Source organism: Arthrobacter alkaliphilus (assembly GCF_021483235.1).
In the GTDB taxonomy this organism is placed as follows: Bacteria; Actinomycetota; Actinomycetes; order Actinomycetales; family Micrococcaceae; genus Arthrobacter; species Arthrobacter alkaliphilus.
In genome coordinates this window covers 51,954-71,771 of record NZ_JAKEEC010000013.1, presented here as the reverse complement: position 1 = coordinate 71,771, position 19,818 = coordinate 51,954, and the positions used below count along the sequence as shown (strand labels likewise).

General features: G+C 63.7%; 17 protein-coding genes. 6 read left to right on the top strand and 11 right to left on the bottom strand.

Features of this window, described 5'->3' with window-relative positions; all coding sequences use genetic code 11:
• Positions 1-38: 38 nt before the first annotated feature.
• Complete coding sequence (gene leuA, locus L0B83_RS10955; protein WP_234758443.1) at positions 39-1,778, bottom strand: 2-isopropylmalate synthase; 1,740 nt, start codon at positions 1,776-1,778, stop codon at positions 39-41.
• A 249-nt stretch (positions 1,779-2,027) separates the two neighbouring features.
• Here leuA and L0B83_RS10950 point away from each other — a divergent pair, with 249 nt between their 5' ends.
• Positions 2,028-3,980 carry a M13 family metallopeptidase gene (locus tag L0B83_RS10950; protein ID WP_234758442.1) on the top strand — a complete coding sequence of 651 codons (1,953 nt, stop codon included), beginning with the start codon at positions 2,028-2,030 and terminating at the stop codon, positions 3,978-3,980.
• Positions 3,981-3,990: 10 nt separating this feature from the next.
• On the opposite strand, the gene L0B83_RS10945 is transcribed toward L0B83_RS10950, so the two are convergent.
• From L0B83_RS10945 to L0B83_RS10925, 5 genes are all read right to left on the bottom strand, one after another.
• Positions 3,991-5,568: an LCP family protein gene (locus tag L0B83_RS10945; protein ID WP_234758441.1), complete on the bottom strand. Its 1,578-nt coding sequence runs from the start codon at positions 5,566-5,568 to the stop codon at positions 3,991-3,993.
• A 73-nt stretch (positions 5,569-5,641) separates the two neighbouring features.
• Entirely contained in the window at positions 5,642-6,604 is a 963-nt protein-coding gene (gene era / locus L0B83_RS10940; RefSeq protein ID WP_234758440.1) for a GTPase Era, read from the bottom strand.
• A complete protein-coding gene (locus L0B83_RS10935) occupies positions 6,588-7,919 on the bottom strand; it encodes a hemolysin family protein (RefSeq protein WP_234758439.1) in 1,332 nt (443 codons plus the stop codon). The genes era and L0B83_RS10935 overlap by 17 nt, the downstream gene beginning before the upstream one ends.
• Positions 7,916-8,389 carry an rRNA maturation RNase YbeY gene (gene ybeY, locus L0B83_RS10930; RefSeq protein WP_234758438.1) on the bottom strand — a complete coding sequence of 158 codons (474 nt, stop codon included), beginning with the start codon at positions 8,387-8,389 and terminating at the stop codon, positions 7,916-7,918. The genes L0B83_RS10935 and ybeY overlap by 4 nt, the downstream gene beginning before the upstream one ends.
• Positions 8,386-9,474 (bottom strand): PhoH family protein, encoded by a 1,089-nt coding sequence (locus tag L0B83_RS10925; protein WP_234758437.1) that lies wholly within the window; start codon positions 9,472-9,474, stop codon positions 8,386-8,388. The genes ybeY and L0B83_RS10925 overlap by 4 nt, the downstream gene beginning before the upstream one ends.
• Positions 9,475-9,891: 417 nt before the next feature.
• On the opposite strand from L0B83_RS10925, the gene L0B83_RS10920 reads away from it, so the two are divergent.
• Positions 9,892-10,779 carry a GerMN domain-containing protein gene (locus tag L0B83_RS10920; protein ID WP_372461186.1) on the top strand — a complete coding sequence of 296 codons (888 nt, stop codon included), beginning with the start codon at positions 9,892-9,894 and terminating at the stop codon, positions 10,777-10,779.
• Between the two features lie 35 nt (positions 10,780-10,814).
• Here L0B83_RS10920 and L0B83_RS10915 read toward each other — a convergent pair whose 3' ends face one another.
• The 3 genes from L0B83_RS10915 to hrcA all read right to left on the bottom strand — a co-directional run bounded on the left by L0B83_RS10915 (position 10,815) and on the right by hrcA (position 13,805).
• Complete coding sequence (locus L0B83_RS10915) at positions 10,815-11,591, bottom strand: 16S rRNA (uracil(1498)-N(3))-methyltransferase (RefSeq protein ID WP_234758436.1); 777 nt, start codon at positions 11,589-11,591, stop codon at positions 10,815-10,817.
• A 2-nt stretch (positions 11,592-11,593) separates the two neighbouring features.
• Positions 11,594-12,724: a molecular chaperone DnaJ gene (gene dnaJ, locus L0B83_RS10910; RefSeq protein ID WP_234758435.1), complete on the bottom strand. Its 1,131-nt coding sequence runs from the start codon at positions 12,722-12,724 to the stop codon at positions 11,594-11,596.
• A 67-nt stretch (positions 12,725-12,791) separates the two neighbouring features.
• Positions 12,792-13,805: a heat-inducible transcriptional repressor HrcA gene (gene hrcA, locus L0B83_RS10905; RefSeq protein WP_234758434.1), complete on the bottom strand. Its 1,014-nt coding sequence runs from the start codon at positions 13,803-13,805 to the stop codon at positions 12,792-12,794.
• 181 nt (positions 13,806-13,986) lie between these two features.
• On the opposite strand from hrcA, the gene L0B83_RS10900 reads away from it, so the two are divergent.
• Together L0B83_RS10900 and L0B83_RS10895 are read left to right on the top strand one after the other, a co-directional pair.
• Positions 13,987-14,844, top strand: a complete 858-nt coding sequence (locus L0B83_RS10900) for a DUF3097 domain-containing protein (protein ID WP_234758433.1) — start codon at positions 13,987-13,989, stop codon at positions 14,842-14,844.
• A gap of 103 nt (positions 14,845-14,947) precedes the next feature.
• Positions 14,948-15,361 carry a DUF4870 domain-containing protein gene (locus L0B83_RS10895; RefSeq protein WP_234758432.1) on the top strand — a complete coding sequence of 138 codons (414 nt, stop codon included), beginning with the start codon at positions 14,948-14,950 and terminating at the stop codon, positions 15,359-15,361.
• 58 nt (positions 15,362-15,419) lie between these two features.
• Here L0B83_RS10895 and hemW read toward each other — a convergent pair whose 3' ends face one another.
• Both hemW and lepA read right to left on the bottom strand, forming a co-directional pair.
• A complete protein-coding gene (gene hemW / locus L0B83_RS10890; RefSeq protein WP_234758431.1) occupies positions 15,420-16,649 on the bottom strand; it encodes a radical SAM family heme chaperone HemW in 1,230 nt (409 codons plus the stop codon).
• Between the two features lie 3 nt (positions 16,650-16,652).
• Positions 16,653-18,506, bottom strand: a complete 1,854-nt coding sequence (gene lepA, locus L0B83_RS10885) for a translation elongation factor 4 (protein WP_234758430.1) — start codon at positions 18,504-18,506, stop codon at positions 16,653-16,655.
• Between the two features lie 227 nt (positions 18,507-18,733).
• Here lepA and L0B83_RS10880 point away from each other — a divergent pair, with 227 nt between their 5' ends.
• Complete coding sequence (locus L0B83_RS10880) at positions 18,734-19,303, top strand: type II toxin-antitoxin system PemK/MazF family toxin (protein ID WP_234758429.1); 570 nt, start codon at positions 18,734-18,736, stop codon at positions 19,301-19,303.
• 170 nt (positions 19,304-19,473) lie between these two features.
• A complete protein-coding gene (gene rpsT, locus L0B83_RS10875) occupies positions 19,474-19,734 on the top strand; it encodes a 30S ribosomal protein S20 (RefSeq protein WP_234758428.1) in 261 nt (86 codons plus the stop codon).
• Positions 19,735-19,818 lie beyond the last annotated feature (84 nt).

Below are 19,818 nucleotides of genomic sequence, written 5' to 3'. Positions count from 1 at the left end.
CGTGCGGCGCCGTGTTGACGGCCCCCCACGGCAGATCGCTAGGCGCGGACTGCCCTGATGGCACGGTTGACGGCCGAGATGACCGCCTTGAGTGCCGCGGTGCTCGTGTTGGGATCGATACCGACTCCCCAGAGGACCCGCTCGCCAACGGCGCATTCGACATAGGCCGCGGCGGTTGCGCTGCCACCTTCGGAAAGGGCATGTTCCGAATAGTCCAGCACGCGGACGTCCACGCCGTCTTGGCGCAAGATGTCCAGCATGGCGGCGATGGGCCCGTTGCCCGTGCCGGTCCGCTGGACGACTGTGCCGTCAATGCGGAGGTCAGCATGCAGGGTCAGTTCGCCTGACTCATCGGTCTCGGTGCGGATGGAGCCCAGCGAGTAGCGTCCCCACTGGCCCTCGGGCGTGCTGGCCGGCAGGTACTCGTCCTGGAACATGGCCCACAACTGGGCACCGCTGACTTCGCCGCCCACCGTGTCAGTGCGGTGCTGGATGACACCGGAGAACTCGATTTGCGCCCGGCGCGGCAGGTCCAGGCTGTGCTCACTCTTGAGCAGGTACGCCACACCGCCCTTGCCCGACTGGGAGTTGACCCGGATGACAGCCTCGTAGCTGCGGCCCAAGTCCTTGGGATCGATCGGCAGGTAGGGGACCTGCCACGTGAAGTCGTCCACGGCCTTGCCGGCCGCGGCAGCGTCCTTTTCGAGGGCTTCGAAACCCTTCTTGATGGCGTCCTGGTGCGAACCGGAGAATGCCGTGAACACGAGGTCGCCGCCATACGGCGAACGCTCGGGAACAGGCAACTGGTTGCAGTACTCCACGGTCCTGCGGACTTCGTCAATGTCCGAGAAATCGATCATCGGGTCCACCCCCTGGACGAACATGTTCAGGCCCAGGGTGACCAGGTCCACGTTGCCGGTACGCTCGCCATTGCCGAACAGGCAGCCTTCGATCCGGTCGGCGCCGGCCAGGTAGCCCAGCTCAGCCGCGGCAACGCCCGTGCCACGGTCATTGTGCGGGTGGAGGGAGATGATGATGCCCTCCCGCGGGTGCAGGTTCCGGTGCATCCATTCGATCGAGTCGGCGTACACGTTGGGTGTGGCCATTTCCACGGTGGCAGGCAGGTTGATAATGACCTGCTTGTCCGCGGATGCCTCGAAAACGTCGGCGATCGCGTTGCAGACCCGTGCGGCGTACTCAAGCTCGGTTCCGGTGAAGGACTCCGGCGAGTACTCGTACGTGATGTGCGTGTCCGTGAGGGTTTCCTCGTACTTCTTGCACAACCGGGCACCTTGGAGCGCGATGTCCAGGATCCCGTCCTCGTCCTGGTTGAACACGACGCGGCGTTGCAGCACCGAGGTGGAGTTGTACAGGTGGACGATGGCCTGCTTGGCTCCGACGAGGGATTCGTACGTGCGCTCGATCAGGTGCTCACGCGCCTGGGTCAGGACCTGGATGGAAACGTCATCCGGAATGTGGCCGCCTTCGATAAGCTGCCGCACGAAGTCGAAGTCGGTCTGGGAAGCGGAGGGGAAACCGACCTCGATTTCCTTGTAGCCCATCTTGACCAGCAGCTGGAACATCTTCAGCTTGCGGGCCGGGCTCATGGGGTCGATCAGTGCCTGGTTGCCGTCACGGAGGTCTACAGCGCACCAGCGCGGGGCCTTGGTGATGACTTTGTCCGGCCAGGTGCGGTCCGGCAGTTCGACGGTGATCTGTTCCTGGAAAGGCAGGTACCGGTGAATCGGCATTCCGGAGGGCTTTTGTGCGTTGCGCATGGCGTGGGCCTTTTCTCTTAATCTTTGATGGAAGATTGGCCGGGCATAGCTAACTCCGCAGCGAGGGTTGGCCTAGCGAATGATCGCTTACGAGGCCCCGCCGCGGCAGCTAAGGAGAAGCATTCCTGCACGCACGATTTCACAGTAACACGGGTGCGTATGATGACAATGCAATACCAGAAGCAACGTCCACTATGCAGACGCCGGAACGGTAATACGCCGGTCCGCCCGTTGTCCGAAGGAGTTCTTGTGCCACAGTCGGGGATCACACTGTCCAACATCGATGAAAGCGTCAGGCCGCAGGACGACCTCTACCAGCACGTCAACGGAGCATGGCTGAAGTCGACGGTCATTCCGGACGACCGCCCTCTCGAGGGAACCTTCACGGCACTGCGGGACGGCGCTGAACTGGCAGTCAGGGAAATCATCGAGGAGGCAGCGGCAAAGGGGCCGGACGCCAGCGGCATCGAACGCAAAGTAGGCGGGCTCTATACCAGCTTCATGGACGAGGAAGCCATCGAGGCCAAGGGCATGGAGCCTGTCCGGGCCCGGCTCGCGGAAGTCTTCGCCACGGAGTCGCCGGCAGACGTGGTTGCCCTGACCGGCCGGCTGTTCCGTGCGGATGTTTCCGGCCTCTTCTCGATCTACCCTGCTCCCGACGCCGGGAACCCGGACCGGATCCTGCTGTACATCGGCCAGGGCGGCCTCGGCCTTCCCGACGAGTCCTACTATCGGGAGGAGAAGTTCGAAGCTATTGTCAGCGCCTATGCGGATTACGTCGCCAAGCTCTTCGGCCTGGCGGGCATTCCCGACGCCGATGCTGCCGCGGCGCGCGTCGTAGCCCTTGAGAAGGCCCTCGCCGCGCACCACTGGGACAACGTCACTCTCCGCGACCCGCAGAAGACCTACAACCTCAAGACCGCCGAAGAGGGCCGCGCGCTGTTCCCGCACCTTGACGCGTGGTTCGATGCCGCACGCATTGAAGCGGACAAATTCACCGAACTTGTCGTGAGCACCCCGGACTTCTTCACCGGCGCGTCCGCCTTGGTCGAATCGGAATCCCTTGCCGCGTGGCAGGAGTGGCTGGCCCTGCGCGTGCTCAATGCAGCGGCGCCGTATCTGTCATCGGCTTTCGTGGACGCAAACTTCGATTTTTACGGCACCACCCTGAGTGGCACCCCACGGAACAAGGACCGCTGGAAGCGCGGCGTCGCCGTCGTCGAAGCCGCCCTCGGGGAGGCAGTAGGCCAGATCTACGTGGAGCGCCACTTCCCCGAAGGCTATAAGGCCAGGATGCAGGCGCTGGTGGCGAACCTGATCGAGGCTTACCGCAAGAGCATCACGGCCCTCGATTGGATGGGCGAGGACACCAAGGCTGAAGCGCTGAAAAAGCTTGAGGCGTTCCGGCCCAAGATTGGTTTCCCGGACAAGTGGATCGACTATTCCGCCGTCGACATCGACCCGGGTGATCTTCTCGGCAACGTCGAGCGGGCACACAACGCCGACGTCGACCGTCACCTCGATGAGGTCGGCAAGCCTGTTGATCTCGACAAGTGGCTCATGACCCCGCAAACCGTCAACGCGTATTACCACCCGTTGCTGAACGAGATTGTCTTCCCCGCCGCGATCCTGCAGCCGCCTTTCTTCACGGCGGAAGCTGACGACGCGGTGAACTACGGGGGCATCGGTGCCATCATCGGTCATGAAATCGGGCACGGTTTCGACGACCAAGGGTCCCAGTTCGATGGAAGCGGTGCGCTGCGGAATTGGTGGAGCGAGGAGGACCGCAAGGCCTTCGAAGAGCGGGCGGCAAAGCTCGTGGCCCAGTTCGACGCCCTCGCCCCCTACGCCGCTCCGGAGCACAAAGTCAACGGGAAGCTGACGCTCGGCGAAAACATCGGCGATCTCGGCGGCCTGACCATCGCCTACAAGGCTTACCTCTTGAGTCTCGACGGTGCTGAGCCGCCGGTCCTGGAAGGACTGACGGGCCAGCAGCGCTTCTTCATGTCCTGGGCTGCCGGCTGGCGCCAAGTCATCCGTCCCGAGGAGGCAATCCGACGCGTCGCTACGGACCCGCACTCCCCCAACGAGTTCCGGACGAATGCCATCGTCAAGAACCTGGACGCCTTCCATGAGGCTTTCGCGGTGGAAGCCGAAGATGGCATGTGGCTTGCGCCCGAGGACCGCGTCAGCATCTGGTAGCCGGCAACGACTATCCCGGGACGAGTGCCGGGTTGACCACCTGGCACTTCACGTCGCCCGCGGTCTGCTTGACGACGTCGGCCGGAACGGAGGCAACTCCGTACCCGGTCCCGGAGGTGAAGTCACTGCCGATGTAGACCTGAACTCCCGCAATACCGTTGGATGATTCCACCTGCGAGGCAGGGATCCCGAGGAGATGCGCGACGTCCGGTGCTACATCGGCATAGCCGGCACCGTAGTACACGACGGTCCTGGGCACGGCGGCGGCAAGAAAGTGACCGGCTTTCGTGAATCCGCCGCCAACCAGGGCGGCGGCGATCTCCCGGCCGCGCGACGCCACGCCCGTTCCGTCCGCAACTGTCACCGCCTGAAGGGCCTTGTCATAGGCGGGAACAGCGGGAGCGCTCGGCGGTGTCGCCGGATTACTCGACGGGCCCTGAGACGAAGTAGGCGAAGGACTGGCCGAGGGAGCGGCAGTGGCCCCTGGGGTGGTCAGGTCGAGGTTCGCGCGCATGGCTTCGAAAAGCTGGGTGGCCTGCGGTTGAACCAACTCAAGCCTGTTGGGATCGACAGCGGCGGGCTGGGTGGGTACGGAGACGAAGGCAACCTTGGACAAGTCAACGTCCTTCAGCCGGCTCCCGACGGTCAGGAGCGACTGGACAGACGCCAGGCCTTCATCGACGGTCAGGTTCTTGGTCACGGCATCGGCAATCGAGAGCAGGCTCTGCGGATTGCCCAGCGTACCGTCCGCCTTGATCTTCCGGGTCAGTGAGGACAGGAAACCCTGTTGCGCCTGGATGCGGCCGAGGTCGCTTCCATCGCCAAAACCGTGGCGGGTCCGGAGGAAGGCCAAAGCTTGTTCCCCTTGGACAGTCGATGTTCCCTTGGCGAGCCGTAGACCGGAATCCGGATCGTAGACGGCGTCGGTCACGCACACGTTGACCCCGCCCACGGCGTTGGACAGTTCCTTGACGCCATTGAAGTCGGCCATCATGAAGTGGTCGATTTGCAGTCCCGTCAGCTTGTTCACTGTGTCAACGGCGCACCCGATCCCGGCTTCTGCCATAGCCGAGTTGATCATGACGTTCGAATGGGGTTGATACACGGTTTTGGTCTTCGGATCCGTGCATGCCGGGACGCTCACGAGGAGGTCCCGGGGAAAGCTCGTGAGGCTCACTCGCTTGTTGTCCGCCGAAATGTCCAGCAGCATCATGACGTCCGACTGTCCGTAACCGCTGGAATCCTGCGCGGAACCGTATTGCGAGTTCTTCCCGTCCCTTGTGTCAGACCCCAGTATCAGGATCTGGAGACGGTCCGTGGCATCGTTGGCCGCGCCTTCGGTCCTGGTGGCACCGGCCGACAACGGCGCCGTGCTGATATTCGATTGCAATCGGATGACCCAGTAGGCGGTGAAAGCGATTGCTGCAACCAACAGCACTGACACCGTCGCGGCAGTGAGCTTGAGCCAGGAAGGCAGGCCCTTGGGGACATTCATGTGGCGGGGGGCGCCGGGAGCTTCCCCGTGGCGTGCAACGCCACGGCCACCAAGGGTGCCGGGCTCTTGTACGCGTGCATCGCGGCGTTGCACGACTTGCTCAACCTTTCCTCGGAAAATGGGATTCGGACCATTTTACGGGCCCGGACCGGGGATCTCCCCAGCGTCAGAATCCCAGCTTCACGAGTTGCTTCGGGTCGCGCTGCCAGTCCTTGGCCACTTTTACGTGCAGGTCGAGGTAGATCTTGGTTCCCAGGAGGGCCTCGATGCCCTTGCGGGCGTTCGTTCCGACCTCGCGAAGCCGGCTTCCGGCCTTGCCGATGATGATCGCTTTCTGCGATGGGCGCTCAACGTACAAGTTGACCCGCACGTCGAGGAGCGGGTTGTCTTCGGAGCGGCCTTCGCGGGGCAGGATCTCCTCCACCACCACAGCCAGGGAGTGCGGAAGCTCGTCGCGGACGCCTTCCAGGGCTGCTTCCCGGATCAGTTCGGCGACCATGACGGCCTCCGGCTCGTCGGTAAGTTCACCGTCCGGGTAGAGGGGCGGGGAAGGCGGCATGTGGCTGATCAGGACGTCGGCGACTGTATTGACTTGGAAGCCGTCGGCCGCGGAAACCGGAACGATATCGGTCCAGCCTTGCTCGCCAAGCACTTCCCGGCCCAACTCGGCTACCGCCAGGAGCTGCTCGGTCAGGGCCTGCCGGTCAACCAGGTCGGTCTTGGTCACCAAGGCGATGATGGGCTTGCGTCCGACGGCGGCGAGCTGGGCCGCGATGTACTTGTCGCCCGGGCCGATCTTCTCGTTGGCGGGCAGGCAAAAACCAATCGCATCCACTTCGGAGAGGGTGTCCGCGACGAGATCATTGAGCCTCTTGCCCAGAAGTGTGCGCGGCCGGTGGAGGCCCGGAGTGTCAACAAGGATCAGCTGCGCGTCCTCGCGATGGACAATGCCGCGGATCGTGTGCCTCGTGGTTTGCGGTTTCGCCGAGGTGATGGCGACCTTCTGGCCGACCAGGGCGTTGGTGAGGGTGGACTTGCCGGCATTGGGACGGCCCACAAGAACCGAGAAACCCGCGTGGAAGCCGCCGAAGTCCTGATCGGCGTCGAACTTCTTATTGTGCTTGCTCACGTGGAACTCCCTGTTGCGTTGTGTCGGCCTCGTCGAGAAGGTCTTCAAGGTCAGTGTCTTCTTTTGGAATGGCTGCCGCAATGATATGGCTGACCCGGTTTCGCCGGCCTTCCAGCCTATCGGCTTTCAGGGAAATCCCGCCCACTTGCACGGCACTGCCTACGATCGGCACCTTCCCCAGGGTTTTGGCCAGGAGGCCGCCAACGGTGTCCACTTCGTCGTCGTCGAGGTCGATGTTGAAAAGTTCGCCGAGGTCGTCAATGCTCATCCGTGAGCTGACACGGTACGTGCCGGGGCCGAGCTCCGTGACCTCGGCGTCGTTGGAGTCGTACTCATCGACGATCTCCCCCACGATTTCCTCAATGAGGTCCTCGAGCGTTACCAGTCCGGCCGTGCCGCCGTATTCATCGATGACTATGGCGACGTGCGTCGACTCTTGCTGAAGCTCGCTCAAGAGGTCGCTGACAGGCTTCGATTCGGGAACGAAGCGTGCCTCGCGGGCGATGCCGTCAACGTCCCGGCGCGCCGGGCCCTGTTCGGGGCGGTGCAATGCTGCAGCGACGTCCTTCAAATAGAGAATGCCCCGGATCTGGTCGGCGTTCTCGCCGATGACGGGGATCCTTGAGTACCCGGAGCGCAGGAACAGGGCCATGGCCTGCTCAAGGCTGGACCCCGATTCGATGCTCACAATGTCCGTCCGGGGAACCATCACCGAGCGGACCAAGGTGTCGCCGAAGTCGAAGACCGATTGGATCAGTTCGGCTTCGCTGTCCTCGATCATGTCGGATTCCGTGGCCCTGTCGACGAGTTCACGGAATTCTTCTTCGCTGAAGAATGCTTCGTCGCCGCTCGGCGCGCCGGGTGCCACCGTACTGCCGATCGCGACGAGCCAGCCAGGGATTGGGCCAAGGATCCAGCACAGGAACCTGATGAGCGGCGCCGTGAAGCGAACCACGGTACCCGAGTGGGCGCGGCCGAGTTGACGGGGTGAGACCCCCACCAGGACGAATCCTATGATCGCCATGATGCCGGTCGCCGCCAAACCGGCAAGCCAGACGTTGTCGAGGATACTGTGCATGACGACGGCGACCGCCACCGCCGCCGCCATCTCGAACCAGATCCGCCAGAACCGGAGCGCGCGAATGTGCGCAAGGGGCTGCGCCAGGATGCTGCGAAGTGAATTCCCCCGGCTCTTGACAACGGATTGTTCCGCGTCATGCCGCGGCAGGAAGGTGAAGGCAGCTTCAGCCGCGGTCAGCAGGGCGACGAAACTGAGGAAAACCAGCGCCATCCCGACCAGGATGAGCGAGGTCACAGCATGGTCTCCATGGGTGCGTCCTTGCCAAGGAACGCGGACAGCAGTTCGCGCTGCAGGCCGAACATCTCTTCCTTTTCCTCCGGCTCGGCGTGGTCGAACCCGAGCAGGTGAAGGATCCCGTGCGTGCAGAGCAGGAGCATTTCGTCCTGCGTTGAATGGCCGGCGTTGCGCGCCTGGACCTCTGCCACTTGCGGGCAGATGGCGATGTCGCCCAGCATGCCCTGCGGAGCGGACTTGCCCGGTGTGCCCGGCGTCAACTCGTCCATCGGAACAGAGAGCACATCGGTGGCGCCGGGTTCGTCCATGAGTTCGATGTGGAGCTTTTCCATGGCCGGTTCGTCGACCAGGAGGATGGAAAGTTCGGCCTGCGGGTGAATGTAGAGCCGCTCGAAGATGAAGCGCGAAAGCGTCACCAATTGTGCCTCGTCCACCTGGACGCCGGACTCGTTGTTGACCTCGATGCTCATCGGTGTTCTCCCCGCTTGTCGTGGATGGGCGTGTGCTGGGCACGCATCCGGTGCTTTTCGTCCCACTTGCTATAGGCGGACACAATGTCCGCGACGAGCCGGTGCCGGACGACGTCGGAAGCATCCAGCACCGTGAAGTTCACGTCGTCGATCCCGCTGAGGATCTCCTGGACAATGCGGAGCCCGGAGGTCGCGCCGAAGGGCAGGTCCACCTGGGTGATATCTCCGGTGACAACCATCTTGGAGCCGAAGCCAAGGCGGGTCAGGAACATCTTCATCTGTTCTGCGGTGGTGTTTTGTGCCTCGTCGAGGATGATGAACGCGTCGTTGAGCGTACGGCCGCGCATGTATGCAAGCGGTGCTACCTCAATGGTCCCGGCAGCCATGAGCCGCGGGATCGATTCCGGGTCCATCATGTCGTGCAAAGCGTCGTACAAGGGACGCAGGTAAGGGTCGATCTTGTCGCTCAACGTGCCCGGCAGGAAGCCGAGGCGCTCTCCTGCCTCGACGGCGGGCCGCGTCAAGATGATGCGGCTGACTTCCTTGAGCTGCAGTGCCTGGACTGCCTTGGCCATCGCCAGGTACGTCTTGCCTGTACCCGCAGGGCCGATTCCGAAGATCACGGTGTTGTCGTCGATGGCGTCGACATAGTTTTTCTGGTTGAGCGTCTTGGGCCGGATGGTGCGCCCGCGGCTCGAAAGGATGTTGTGGGTCAGGACCTCGACCGGGTTTTGCAGCGTTTGGCTCCGCAACAGGGAAACGAGCTGCTGGAGCACCTCCGGGGTGATGACCGTCCCCTTGACTACCAAGGCGCGGACTTCTTCCAGAAGCCGCATGATCCGGGGAACGTCGCTCGACGGCCCGCTGAAGGAGAGCTCGTTGCCGCGCACATGGAAGTCGACGCCGGGGAACTGGGCTTCGATGTAGCGCAAGGCCTCATCATGGCTGCCGAGGGTCTGAACCATCTGATCCGAGTCGTCAAAGATGACAACTTCCGTCCGAGCGCCCGGGACAGAGTGTGGAAACTCGGCCGGACCTGTCTCAACGCTGCCGGCCTTGGGCCGCCCGTTCAATGATTCTGTCATAGTGCTGGCCTTGCGGCCTGTGCTCCTCCGGCTTGGTGATGTCCATCGTTTTGCTCCGATGTCCGCCTGCCGGTTGGGGCAGGAACGCGGGCCACGGATTGCTTTCAATCCTACGCCAGCCAGTCTCCGGGGTGGTTCTGCACTTTCCCGGCGAGGCCGTGGAGGGCCGGTTCGCGGCGCTTTGGTATCAACTCGGCATCGACCGCGTATCAATCGGATTGCAGTTGGCTTCCCGGGTACCTAAACGCCAGCCCGGGGGCGGGCGACTGTGACATTCTGATTCATGGGCAAAAATGCCCCTGCGCCCGCCGGGCGCATGACTCCCCCGCCGCTGCCGCGGCCGAACACGAGCAGGGACCCAAGATCACCAGGCCAGCCGTCACTCCACACGGCACACGCCCCCGGAAACATTCCGCGGTGCTTGTGACCGCCTTGACGGCTGCCTTGTTCCTGTCGGGATGCACTGCCGATCGCACCGCCCAGGGTTCCACGACGCCGCTCCCCACCCCGAGCGCTGCCTTGCAGGCGGCCCCCGACAGCAACGCTCCCCTCGAAACTACCCAGGCCTCCAACAAGATCCCGGTGTACTGGATCGGGCGCAGCGACACGGACACGTTCCTCTACCGGGAATTCCGTGACAACCCGGGCAACGAGAACCCGATGACCACGGCCCTTCGGATCATGATGTCGCAGAAGCCGTTCGATCATGATTTCTTCACTCCTTGGCAGAACCCGGGCAGCTTGGCAACGTCGATTTCCGGCAAGAACGTGGTCACGGTGGATGTTTCCCGGGACGCGTTCAATTCCAATCTCGATGCCGGGATGGCACAGCGGGCGGTCCAGCAGCTCGTCTACACCGCTACGGCCGCGGCTGCGAGTTCAGGCCTTATCGATTCCGGACAGCAGATCAAGGTGACCATCCTGGTGGACGGGCACACGGACTACATGGCATTCGGGCAGGTCAAGCTGGGCGATCCGATGGTCCGCGACGCTTCCATGGTGGCCCCGGTGTGGATCATCGACCCGCAGGAGGACGTCACCTTCCCTGCCGGTCCGGTCAAGTTCAGCGGCCGCAGCACGGACCCCTCGAAGAAACTGCATTGGCAGATCCTTCGCGAGGGTCCCAACGGCGACAAGTCCTCCTACCTCACCGGGCAAACCACAGCTTCAACCGTTCCGGCGCAAGGCGGGGCCTTCAGCTTCACGGTGGGGCTCGGAGCGGGCCGCTATGAATTGCGGGTCTCCATTGTGGGTCCCAAGGATGTCGACGTCGCGACAGACACGCGTTCTTTCAACGTGCGCTGAACTCAACCTGCGCTGAACTCAACCTCCGCTGCGGGCTACCAGCGGCCGAGGATATCGCTTGCGAGCACGACGGCGGCGGGACCCGCCGTCGAGGACCGAAGCACGTGATGGCCCAGGAGCGCGGCGACAGCGCCGACGTCGCTGAGCTTTGTCACTTCGCGCGGCGAAATGCCTCCCTCCGGGCCGACGATGAGCAGGATTTCCCGTTCAACCCCGGCATCCGCGTCGGAAACCTCGGAGCGCCACTTCTCCAGGACCTCCCGCAACGGACGTTTCGCGTCCTCGTGCAGGATGACCGCGAGGCTGGCCGCGGCAACCGCCGCAGCCAGGCCGGAGCCGTCGACGGCGGCACGCACCTCGGGAATCCACGCACGCCGTGCCTGCTTGGCGGCTGCAGTGGCGACGGATTGCCATTTTGCGTGGGCTTTGGCGGCCCGGTCACCCTTCCAACGGACGATGGAACGTTCCGCTTGCCAGGGCACGACGGCGTCGATCCCCAGTTCCGTTGCTGTCTCGACGGCGAGCTCGTCACGGTCACCCTTTGCAAGGGCTTGGACCAGGACGAGCCGCACGGCGGGCCGGCGTTCCTCCCGGACCGCGGAAGCCAGGACGGTCAGGGTTCCCTGCCCGGTCTCACTCACGGTGCCTGTGAGCCGTTTGCCGGCGCCGTCGGCGATGTCGACGGCTTCGCCGATCTCGAGCCGCTTGACGGTGATCGCATGCCTGGCTTCGGCGCCGTCGAGCACGAAAAAGTCGCCGGCGCCCAGCCCCTCAAGCGTGCCGGCCGGAGTGAAGAAGACGGGGTTGCTCACCGCTACAGGTTACCGAGCTTGTCCCGCAACTTCGCGAACATCCCGCCGCTGGCCACGAGCTTGCCGTCGGTGAACTGTTCGCCGCGCAGCTTGGCCAGTTGACGAAGCAGGTCTTCCTGTGCGGCGTCGAGCTTGGCGGGCGTTTCGACGTGCAGGTGCACCTTGAGATCCCCCCTGCCGTAGCCGCGGAGATGGGTAACGCCCAGTCCACGCAGGGTGATGACTTCGCCGGACTGCGTGCCTGCCTTGACGTCGATTTCCTGGGGACCGTCGAAGGTCTCAAGCTTGAGCTCGGTACCCAGTGCCGCCGCAGTCATGGGGACGCTCAAGGTGGCGTGAAGGTCGTCGCCTTCCCGCATGTAGGTCGGATCGTTGTTGACCCGGATCTCGACGTAGAGGTCGCCGGGAGGTCCGCCTGCAGGACCTGCTTCGCCTTGCGACGACAGCTGGATACGGGTCCCGGTGGCGACGCCGCCGGGCACCTTGACCGTCAGGGAACGGCGGCTGCGAATGCGCCCCTGGCCGTTGCACTCGTTGCACGGATCCTTGATGACCGTGCCGAAGCCTTCGCACGTTCCGCAAGGGGCAGCGGTCATGACCTGGCCGAGGATCGATCGCACGGAACGCTGGACCTGGCCCGAGCCGCCACAGATGTCGCAGCGTTCCGGGTGGGTGCCCGGACGGCAGCAAGAGCCTTCGCACGTCGGGCAGACGACCGCGGTGTCCACCTCAAGCTTTTTGTTGACACCGAAGACCGCCTCGCGAAGGTCTATGCGGACACTGATCAAGGCGTCCTGACCGCGGCGCACGCGTGACGCGGGGCCTTGCATGCCGCCCCCGCCTCCGCCGAAGAAGGTGTCGAAGATGTCCTGGAAGGCGAAACCCTGGCCCGCGTATCCGCCGCCGAATCCGTTGTCGGTGCCGTTCTCGTTGCCGGTGGCGTCGTAGACGCGGCGCTTCTGAGGGTCGGAGAGGACCTCGTAAGCGTGGGTCACCGCCTTGAATTCCTCTGCCGCGCCGGTCCCGGGGTTCACATCGGGGTGGAGCTTGCGCGCAAGCTTGCGGTAGGCCTTCTTGATCTCCTCGCCGGTTGCTTCCGGCGAGACGCCCAGAACGTCATAGTGACTGCTCAAAGTCGGTATCTCTTCCTTGTATACGGTTCCACTGCGTTTCGTGCGAGGCGGTTTCCAGCCGAGGCTGTCAGCCGCCCAGGATGCGGGAAAGGTAGCGTGCGACGGCACGGACGGCCGCCATGGTATTGGGATAGTCCATGCGGGTGGGTCCAAGGATGCCTATCTTGGCACTGCTTCCCGGACCGTAGCCCGTGGCAACCACCGAAGCCTCGGAGAGGCCGTCATAGGGATTTTCGCGGCCGATGCTGACAGTGACGCCCCGGGGGTCTTCGGCCATGTCGGACAACAGCCGCAACATGACAACCTGCTCCTCCAGCGCTTCGAGGACCGGACCGATGCTGAGCGGGAAGTCCACGTTGGAGCGGGCCAGGTTTGCCGTGCCGGCCATCACCATGCGTTCGTCGCGGCTCCGCTCGGCAAGCCTTTCCAGGCCGAGGGCAAGTGCTCCGGCGAGGGTCCGGAGCGCTGGCGGGCACAATGCAACCACCGAGGGCAGCACTTGCGGCATGAGGTCCAGCTGGGAGCCGGCGATGCTTCCAAGGAACCGCGTACGCAGGGCCATGAGCTCTTCGTCAGCTGCGTCCGTCGCAGCATGCACAACGCCCTGTTCTACCTTGCCCGAATCAGCGATCAACACCACCAGGATCTGGCGCGGCGCCAAAAGGACAAACTCAATGTGCCTGACCCGCGCGCGGCTCAGGTGCGGATACTGCACGACCGCGACCTGGTTGGTCAGTTGGGAGAGCAGCCGGACGGTGCGCTCGAGGATGTCCTCGACGTCGTCGGGTCCCTCAAGCAGCGAGTGGATGGCCCGGCGTTCGGCTGCCGAAAGGGGTTTGACCTCGGAAATGCGGTCGACGAACAGGCGATAGCCCTTGTCCGTAGGAATGCGGCCCGCGCTCGTATGCGGTGCGGCGATGAGTCCTTCTTCTTCCAGAAGGGCCATATCATTGCGGATGGTTGCGCTCGACACTCCCAGATGGTGCCGTTCGACCAAGGCTTTGGAGCCGACGGGCTCGCGGGAGTGAACGTAGTCCTCCACGATGGCGCGTAACACTTCAAGCTTGCGTGGTTCGCTCACTGCCCACCTCCAATCAACATTTCAACAATTAGCACTCAACATGCCCAAGTGCTAACAAGTCTAGTATGAGCCACCTCGTTGTTAGCATTGGTACCGCTCGCGGCGAACACGATTCCCGCGCGGTCCCGCGCAATGCCACGGACCGTGACCGATCCCCCTAGCGCAAAGTGGTGTGAAGACCGTGTCTTACGACAATTGGGGCCCGCAAGACCTCTCCTCCCCTGCCAAACGGCTACTGCCGGAGGTTCCCGTTGAACGGGGAATGGTCCTGGAAGACGTTCAGTCCGGTTGGGTTGGCGCCGTGACCAGGGTGGAGAAGTCCGGAGGGATGCACATCGTGGTCCTGGAGGACCGCCGGGGAAAGTCCAAGTCGTACCGGCTCGGCTTCGGATTCCTGCTCGAGGGGCAAGCCGTAAAGCTCCTGCCGCCGGCCCCGCGCCCAGCCGTCGCCACGGGTGCAGCGCAAACAGGCAGGACAGCGTCAGGATCGGTCCGCGTCTCCGGCCAGCGGGCCCAGGTTGCCAAGGCGAGCCGGATATGGGTGGAAGGCAAGCACGACGCCGAACTCGTGGAAAAGGTGTGGGGAGATGACCTCCGGGTGGAGGGCATCGTCGTCGAACCCTTGCATGGCGTGGACGATCTCAAGTCGGCCATAGCCGCGTTCTCCCCTGGCCCGGGACGCCGGCTTGGGATCCTCGTGGACCACTTCGTACCGGATTCGAAAGAATCGCGGATTGCTGCCGATGCCATGACGCTGCCGGGCGCGGCAGGAAACGTCCTGATTGTGGGACACCCCTACGTGGACGTCTGGCAGGCAATCCGGCCCAAGACCTTGGGTATCGCGCAATGGCCGGCGATCGCGCGCGGCACGGACTGGAAGACCGGGATCCTCAAGGCATTTGGTTGGCCGCATGAGACGGCCGAAGACATCGGACTGGGTTGGCAGAAGCTTCTGGGAGCAGTCCGCAGCTACGCCGATTTGGAGCCTTCGTTGCTGGGTCGCGTGGAGGAAGTGATCGATTTCCTCACCGTTCCATGATCGGTCACTCGGCCAGTGCGCGGGACTTGGTCGGCTGACGGCGCGCCAAGCAAGTATTCTGGGACAGCAACACTGGACCATTAGAGACCCAAAGGAAGAAACTGTGGCAGACAACGCTCCTGACGATCGGGATGGCACCTCGGGCCGGTCCCAGTACCACGGTGTTCCTGCCAATGCGCTGCCCTTGACCGCCTCGGAAGACCGGCAGTGGGCAACCCTGGCGCACTTCGGCGGGATCCTTGGTTGTGTCCCCTCGCTCCTGATCTACCTGATCTTCCGCGACCGCGGCCCGTTCACGGCCCAGGAATCCAAGGAAGCGCTCAACTTCACTTTGCCTCCGACGATCGCGGCGGTCCTCGCGAATATCCTCGTCTTGCTCCCGGTGGTGGGAAACCTGTTCGCGGTTTTGGCGACCGCTATTTGGGTCGCCGTGACCTGCTACTCGGTGTCGGCCGGAATCCGGGTCAACCACGGACAGCCGCACCGGTACCGCTTCAACCTGCGCTGGATCAAGTAGCCCGCGTCCGCGGGCGCCTTAGGAGCTTCGGCCTTCCGCGCTTCGGCAGCGGCGCGCGCTAGTCCGGGAGGATCCGGCGCACCACGGCATCCGCGAGCAGCCGGCCCTTGATGGTCAGGACCAGCCGTCCTTGGAAGGCTGCCGCAGGTTCAACCAGGCCGTCGGCAATGAGGCCCGCGACGGCGTGGCGGCCAACCTTGTCGAGTGCATCGACGTGAAGCCCCGTGCCGAGCCGCGCCTCCAGCATGATGCGCTCCACTTCCCGGGTTGCGGCGTCGAGCGTTTCCCGTCCCGCGGCCGGTGAGGCCCCGCTGCCGAGCCTGCCGGCGTAGGCGGTGGGGTGCTTGACGTTCCACCATCGCACGCCGCCCATGTGTGAATGCGCACCGGGTCCGATGCCCCACCAATCGTCCCCCCGCCAGTAGGCAAGGTTGTGTCTGCATGCCTGTTCGGGTGTGCGGGACCAGTTGCTGACCTCGTACCAGTCCAGCCCGGCGGCGCTGATCAGCTGGTCGGCGAGCTCGTACTTGGCAGCATGGTCGTCGTCGTCGATTCCGGGAACCTCTCCGCGCCGGATCTGTGCCGCCAGCTTCGTGCCTTCTTCCACGATCAGTGCATAGGCGCTGATGTGGTCCGGCTCGTAGGACAAGGCGGTCTCGAGGGAGGTCTGCCAATCAGCCATGGATTCACCCGGGGTGCCGTAGATCAGGTCCAGGCTCACCGCAAGGCCCGCGTCGCGCGCCCACTGGACCACCATGGGGACCCGGCTGGGGGTGTGGGTGCGGTCCAGGACCTTGAGGACGTGAGGCACAGCCGATTGCATGCCAAAGGAAATCCGCGTGAAGCCCGCCTCGGCGAGCAGTTGGAGCGACTCCGGCGTCACAGAGTCCGGGTTCGCCTCAGTGGTGACTTCGGCTCCGTCTTCAAGGCCCCAGTGCCCGACGGCGGCCGTCAGGATCCGTGCGAGGTCCTCGGCGGGCAACAGGGTGGGCGTGCCGCCGCCAAAGAAGACCGTGCTCAGAGGCCGCCGAGGCAGTCCCGAGGCATCCATCGCCTGGACGGCGAACTCGACTTCCGAAATGGCAGTGGACGCGTAGGCGTCCTGCGAGGCCCCGCCGCCGAGCTCAGTGGCGGTATAGGTGTTGAAATCGCAGTATCCGCAACGCACGGCACAGAAAGGTATGTGCACGTACAGTCCAAATCGGCGTGAATCGACGCCGTCGAGCACCTGCGGCGGCAAGAGGCCGTCCGCAGGTGCCGGATCGCCGAGGGGTAGAACGCTAGGCACTGGTTACTTCTTGGCCTTGTCCTTGGACTCGTCGGTGGTCAGCGCCGCGATGAACGCTTCCTGTGGCACTTCCACGCGGCCCACCATCTTCATGCGCTTCTTGCCTTCCTTCTGCTTTTCCAGAAGTTTGCGCTTACGCGTGATGTCACCGCCATAGCATTTGGCAAGGACGTCCTTGCGGATGGCGCGGATGCTCTCACGTGCGATGATCCGCGAACCGATGGCCGCCTGGATGGGCACCTCGAACTGCTGGCGGGGAATGAGCTCCCGCAGCTTGCTCGTCATCATGACGCCGTAGGCATAGGCCTTTTCCCGGTGGGTGATGGCGCTGAAGGCATCAACCTGCTCCCCTTGGAGCATGATGTCCACCTTGACAAGGTCGGCGACCTGGTCGCCGTCGGCCTTCCAGTCAAGCGAACCGTAGCCGCGGGTCTTGGATTTGAGGATGTCGAAGAAATCGAAGACGATTTCGGCGAGCGGGAGGCGGTAACGGATCTCCACCCGGTCTTCGGACAGGTAGTCCATCCCGCCCATGACACCGCGGCGGCTCTGGCACAGCTCCATGATGGCGCCCACAAATTCGTTGGGCGCAAGGATGGTGGCCGAGACCATCGGTTCGCGCACTTCCGCGATTTTGCCCGTCGGGTACTCGCTCGGGTTGGTGACGTGGACGACCCGCTTGTCCTCGAGGGTGACCTCGTACTCAACGTTGGGAGCGGTGGAGATGAGGTCGAGGTTGTATTCGCGTTCGAGGCGCTCGCGCGTGATTTCCAGGTGCAGCAGGCCAAGGAAGCCCACGCGGAATCCGAAGCCCAGCGCGGCCGACGTCTCCGGTTCGTAGACGAGGGCGGCGTCGTTGAGCATCAGCTTCTCGAGGGCGTCGCGCAAGACGGGATAATCCGTGCCGTCCAGCGGGTACAAGCCGGAGAAGACCATGGGCTTGGCATCGGCGTAACCGGCGAGGGATTCGGAAGCGGGCTTGGCCATGTTGGTCACGGTGTCGCCGACCTTCGACTGGCGGACGTCCTTCACGCCGGTGATCAAGTAGCCTACTTCGCCGACGCCCAATCCCTTGGTGGGAGTGGGTTCCGGAGAGCTGACACCGATCTCCAGGAGCTCGTGGGTGGCACGGGTTGACATCATCTGGATCCGCTCGCGCGGGTGCAGCATGCCGTCGACGACGCGGACGTAGGTGACCACGCCGCGGTAGGTGTCGTACACGGAGTCGAAGATCATGGCGCGCGCCGGACCGTCCGGGTCACCGACAGGGGCTGGCAGATCGCGGACGATCTTGTCCAGGAGGGCCTCCACGCCTACGCCGGTCTTGCCGGATACGCGCAGGACGTCCTCGGGATCGCCCCCGATCAGGTTGGCGAGTTCCGCGGCGTACTTTTCGGGCTGCGCGGCCGGAAGGTCGATCTTGTTGAGTACCGGAATGATGTTGAGGTTGTTTTCCATCGCCAAGTAAAGGTTGGCGAGGGTCTGGGCCTCGATGCCTTGGGCGGCATCCACGAGCAGGACCGCGCCTTCACAGGCCGCGAGGGACCGGGAGACCTCGTAGGTGAAGTCGACGTGGCCGGGGGTATCGATCATGTTCAGGGCGTAGCTTATGCCATCCAGCTCCCACGGCATGCGGACGGCCTGGGACTTGATGGTGATGCCGCGTTCGCGTTCAATATCCATGCGGTCCAGATACTGGGCCTTCATGTCGCGGGACTTGACGACGCCGGTGTACTGCAACATGCGGTCGGCCAGGGTGGATTTGCCGTGGTCGATATGGGCGATGATGCAGAAGTTCCGGATGAGGGCCGGATCTGTCGCGGCGGGCACCGGTGCGGTGCGGGCCATGGGAGACACGCAGGGTCCTTACTGTCGATACTCACACGGCCGGACTCCGGACTGGTGTGGACCATTCCGGGCAAAGCCGCATATCTGAACTAATAGTCTCCCATGAACATGACGCCCCTTGTGCACTGTGATCGGGCGCCGTCGCAATGCGGGAGGCGTAGGCAGCTGCCTTCGATGCTTCGCGTGCGCCTCGGGTGCGACGCGTTTTGTGCGGCACAGGAAAGTACGGTGGTTCCATGGCTTCGGACACAAACTTGATTGGCAGGCTCTTTAAAGGCTCCCTGGGCTACCTCCGGCGGATCGTCGGGCCCGCGGCCGGCACATCCCCTCGCCGGCCCCGGAAGGTCCGGGCTTCGGCGAGGGCGGGCCGGGACCGGAACGCAACGTCCGGCGTCGGGCAGCTTTCCCGGCCCTACCCGGGCGACTACCGGGGTACCGTGTCTCCGCGGTACTCCCCCCATCCCGACGGCAAGCCGGATCCCGGGGAGATCGTGTGGTCCTGGGTGCCGTACGAAGAGGACTATTCCCAGGGCAAGGACCGCCCGGTCCTGCTGGTAGGGCGCGACGGCGGGTGGCTGCTGGGGCTGATGCTGACCAGCAAAGACCACGACAACGGCCGGCGTTCCGATGACTACGTCGACATCGGAACCGGCTCCTGGGACCGGCAAGGCAGGCCCAGCGAGGTCAAGGTAGACCGGGTGGTGCGCATTGATCCGGCGGACATCCGGCGTGAGGGTGCCGTCCTCGACAAACGCACTTTCCAACTCGTCGCGCGACGGCTCAACAAGCAACACGACCCGGCGTAAACCCGAAATCCCCGGAAAAGCGCCGAGTCTGATAATATTTATGGCTGTGTGTCCGTGCAGGTCGACGGCCACTCATGGTTGGCTGCCATAGGCATCCCCACGCCGCTCAGTCGATGGCCAACCTGACAACCCTCTAGACCATTTCCGCATTAAAAAGAGAGTTCACACACGTGGCTAATATCAAGTCCCAGAAGAAGCGCATCCTCACCAACGAGAAGGCTCGCCTGCGTAACAACGCCGTCAAGTCTGAGCTGAAGACGGCCATCCGCGCCGTTGCCGTCGCCGTTGAGTCCACGGACAAGGATGCCGCTGCAAAGGCTCTTGTTGCTGCCAGCCGTAAGCTGGATAAGGCTGTCAGCAAGGGCGTTATTCACAAGAACAACGCTGCAAACCGCAAGTCGGCGATCTCCAAAAAGGTCAACGCACTCTAAGGTTTATCCAGTTCGACTGAGCTGAACGCCTGAGGCCGGCACCCAACGGGTGCCGGCCTCAGGTCTTTAAAGCGTGGCTCTTTA

Bases quoted from the DNA above. Each gene is read 5' to 3' on its own strand.
- ybeY (WP_234758438.1), bottom strand. From the start codon at position 8,389: ATGAGCATCGAGGTCAACAACGAGTCCGGCGTCCAGGTGGACGAGGCA.
- L0B83_RS10880 (WP_234758429.1), top strand. From the start codon at position 18,734: ATGGCTTCGGACACAAACTTGATTGGCAGGCTCTTTAAAGGCTCCCTG.
- leuA (WP_234758443.1), bottom strand. From the start codon at position 1,778: ATGCGCAACGCACAAAAGCCCTCCGGAATGCCGATTCACCGGTACCTG.
- L0B83_RS10925 (WP_234758437.1), bottom strand. From the start codon at position 9,474: ATGACAGAATCATTGAACGGGCGGCCCAAGGCCGGCAGCGTTGAGACA.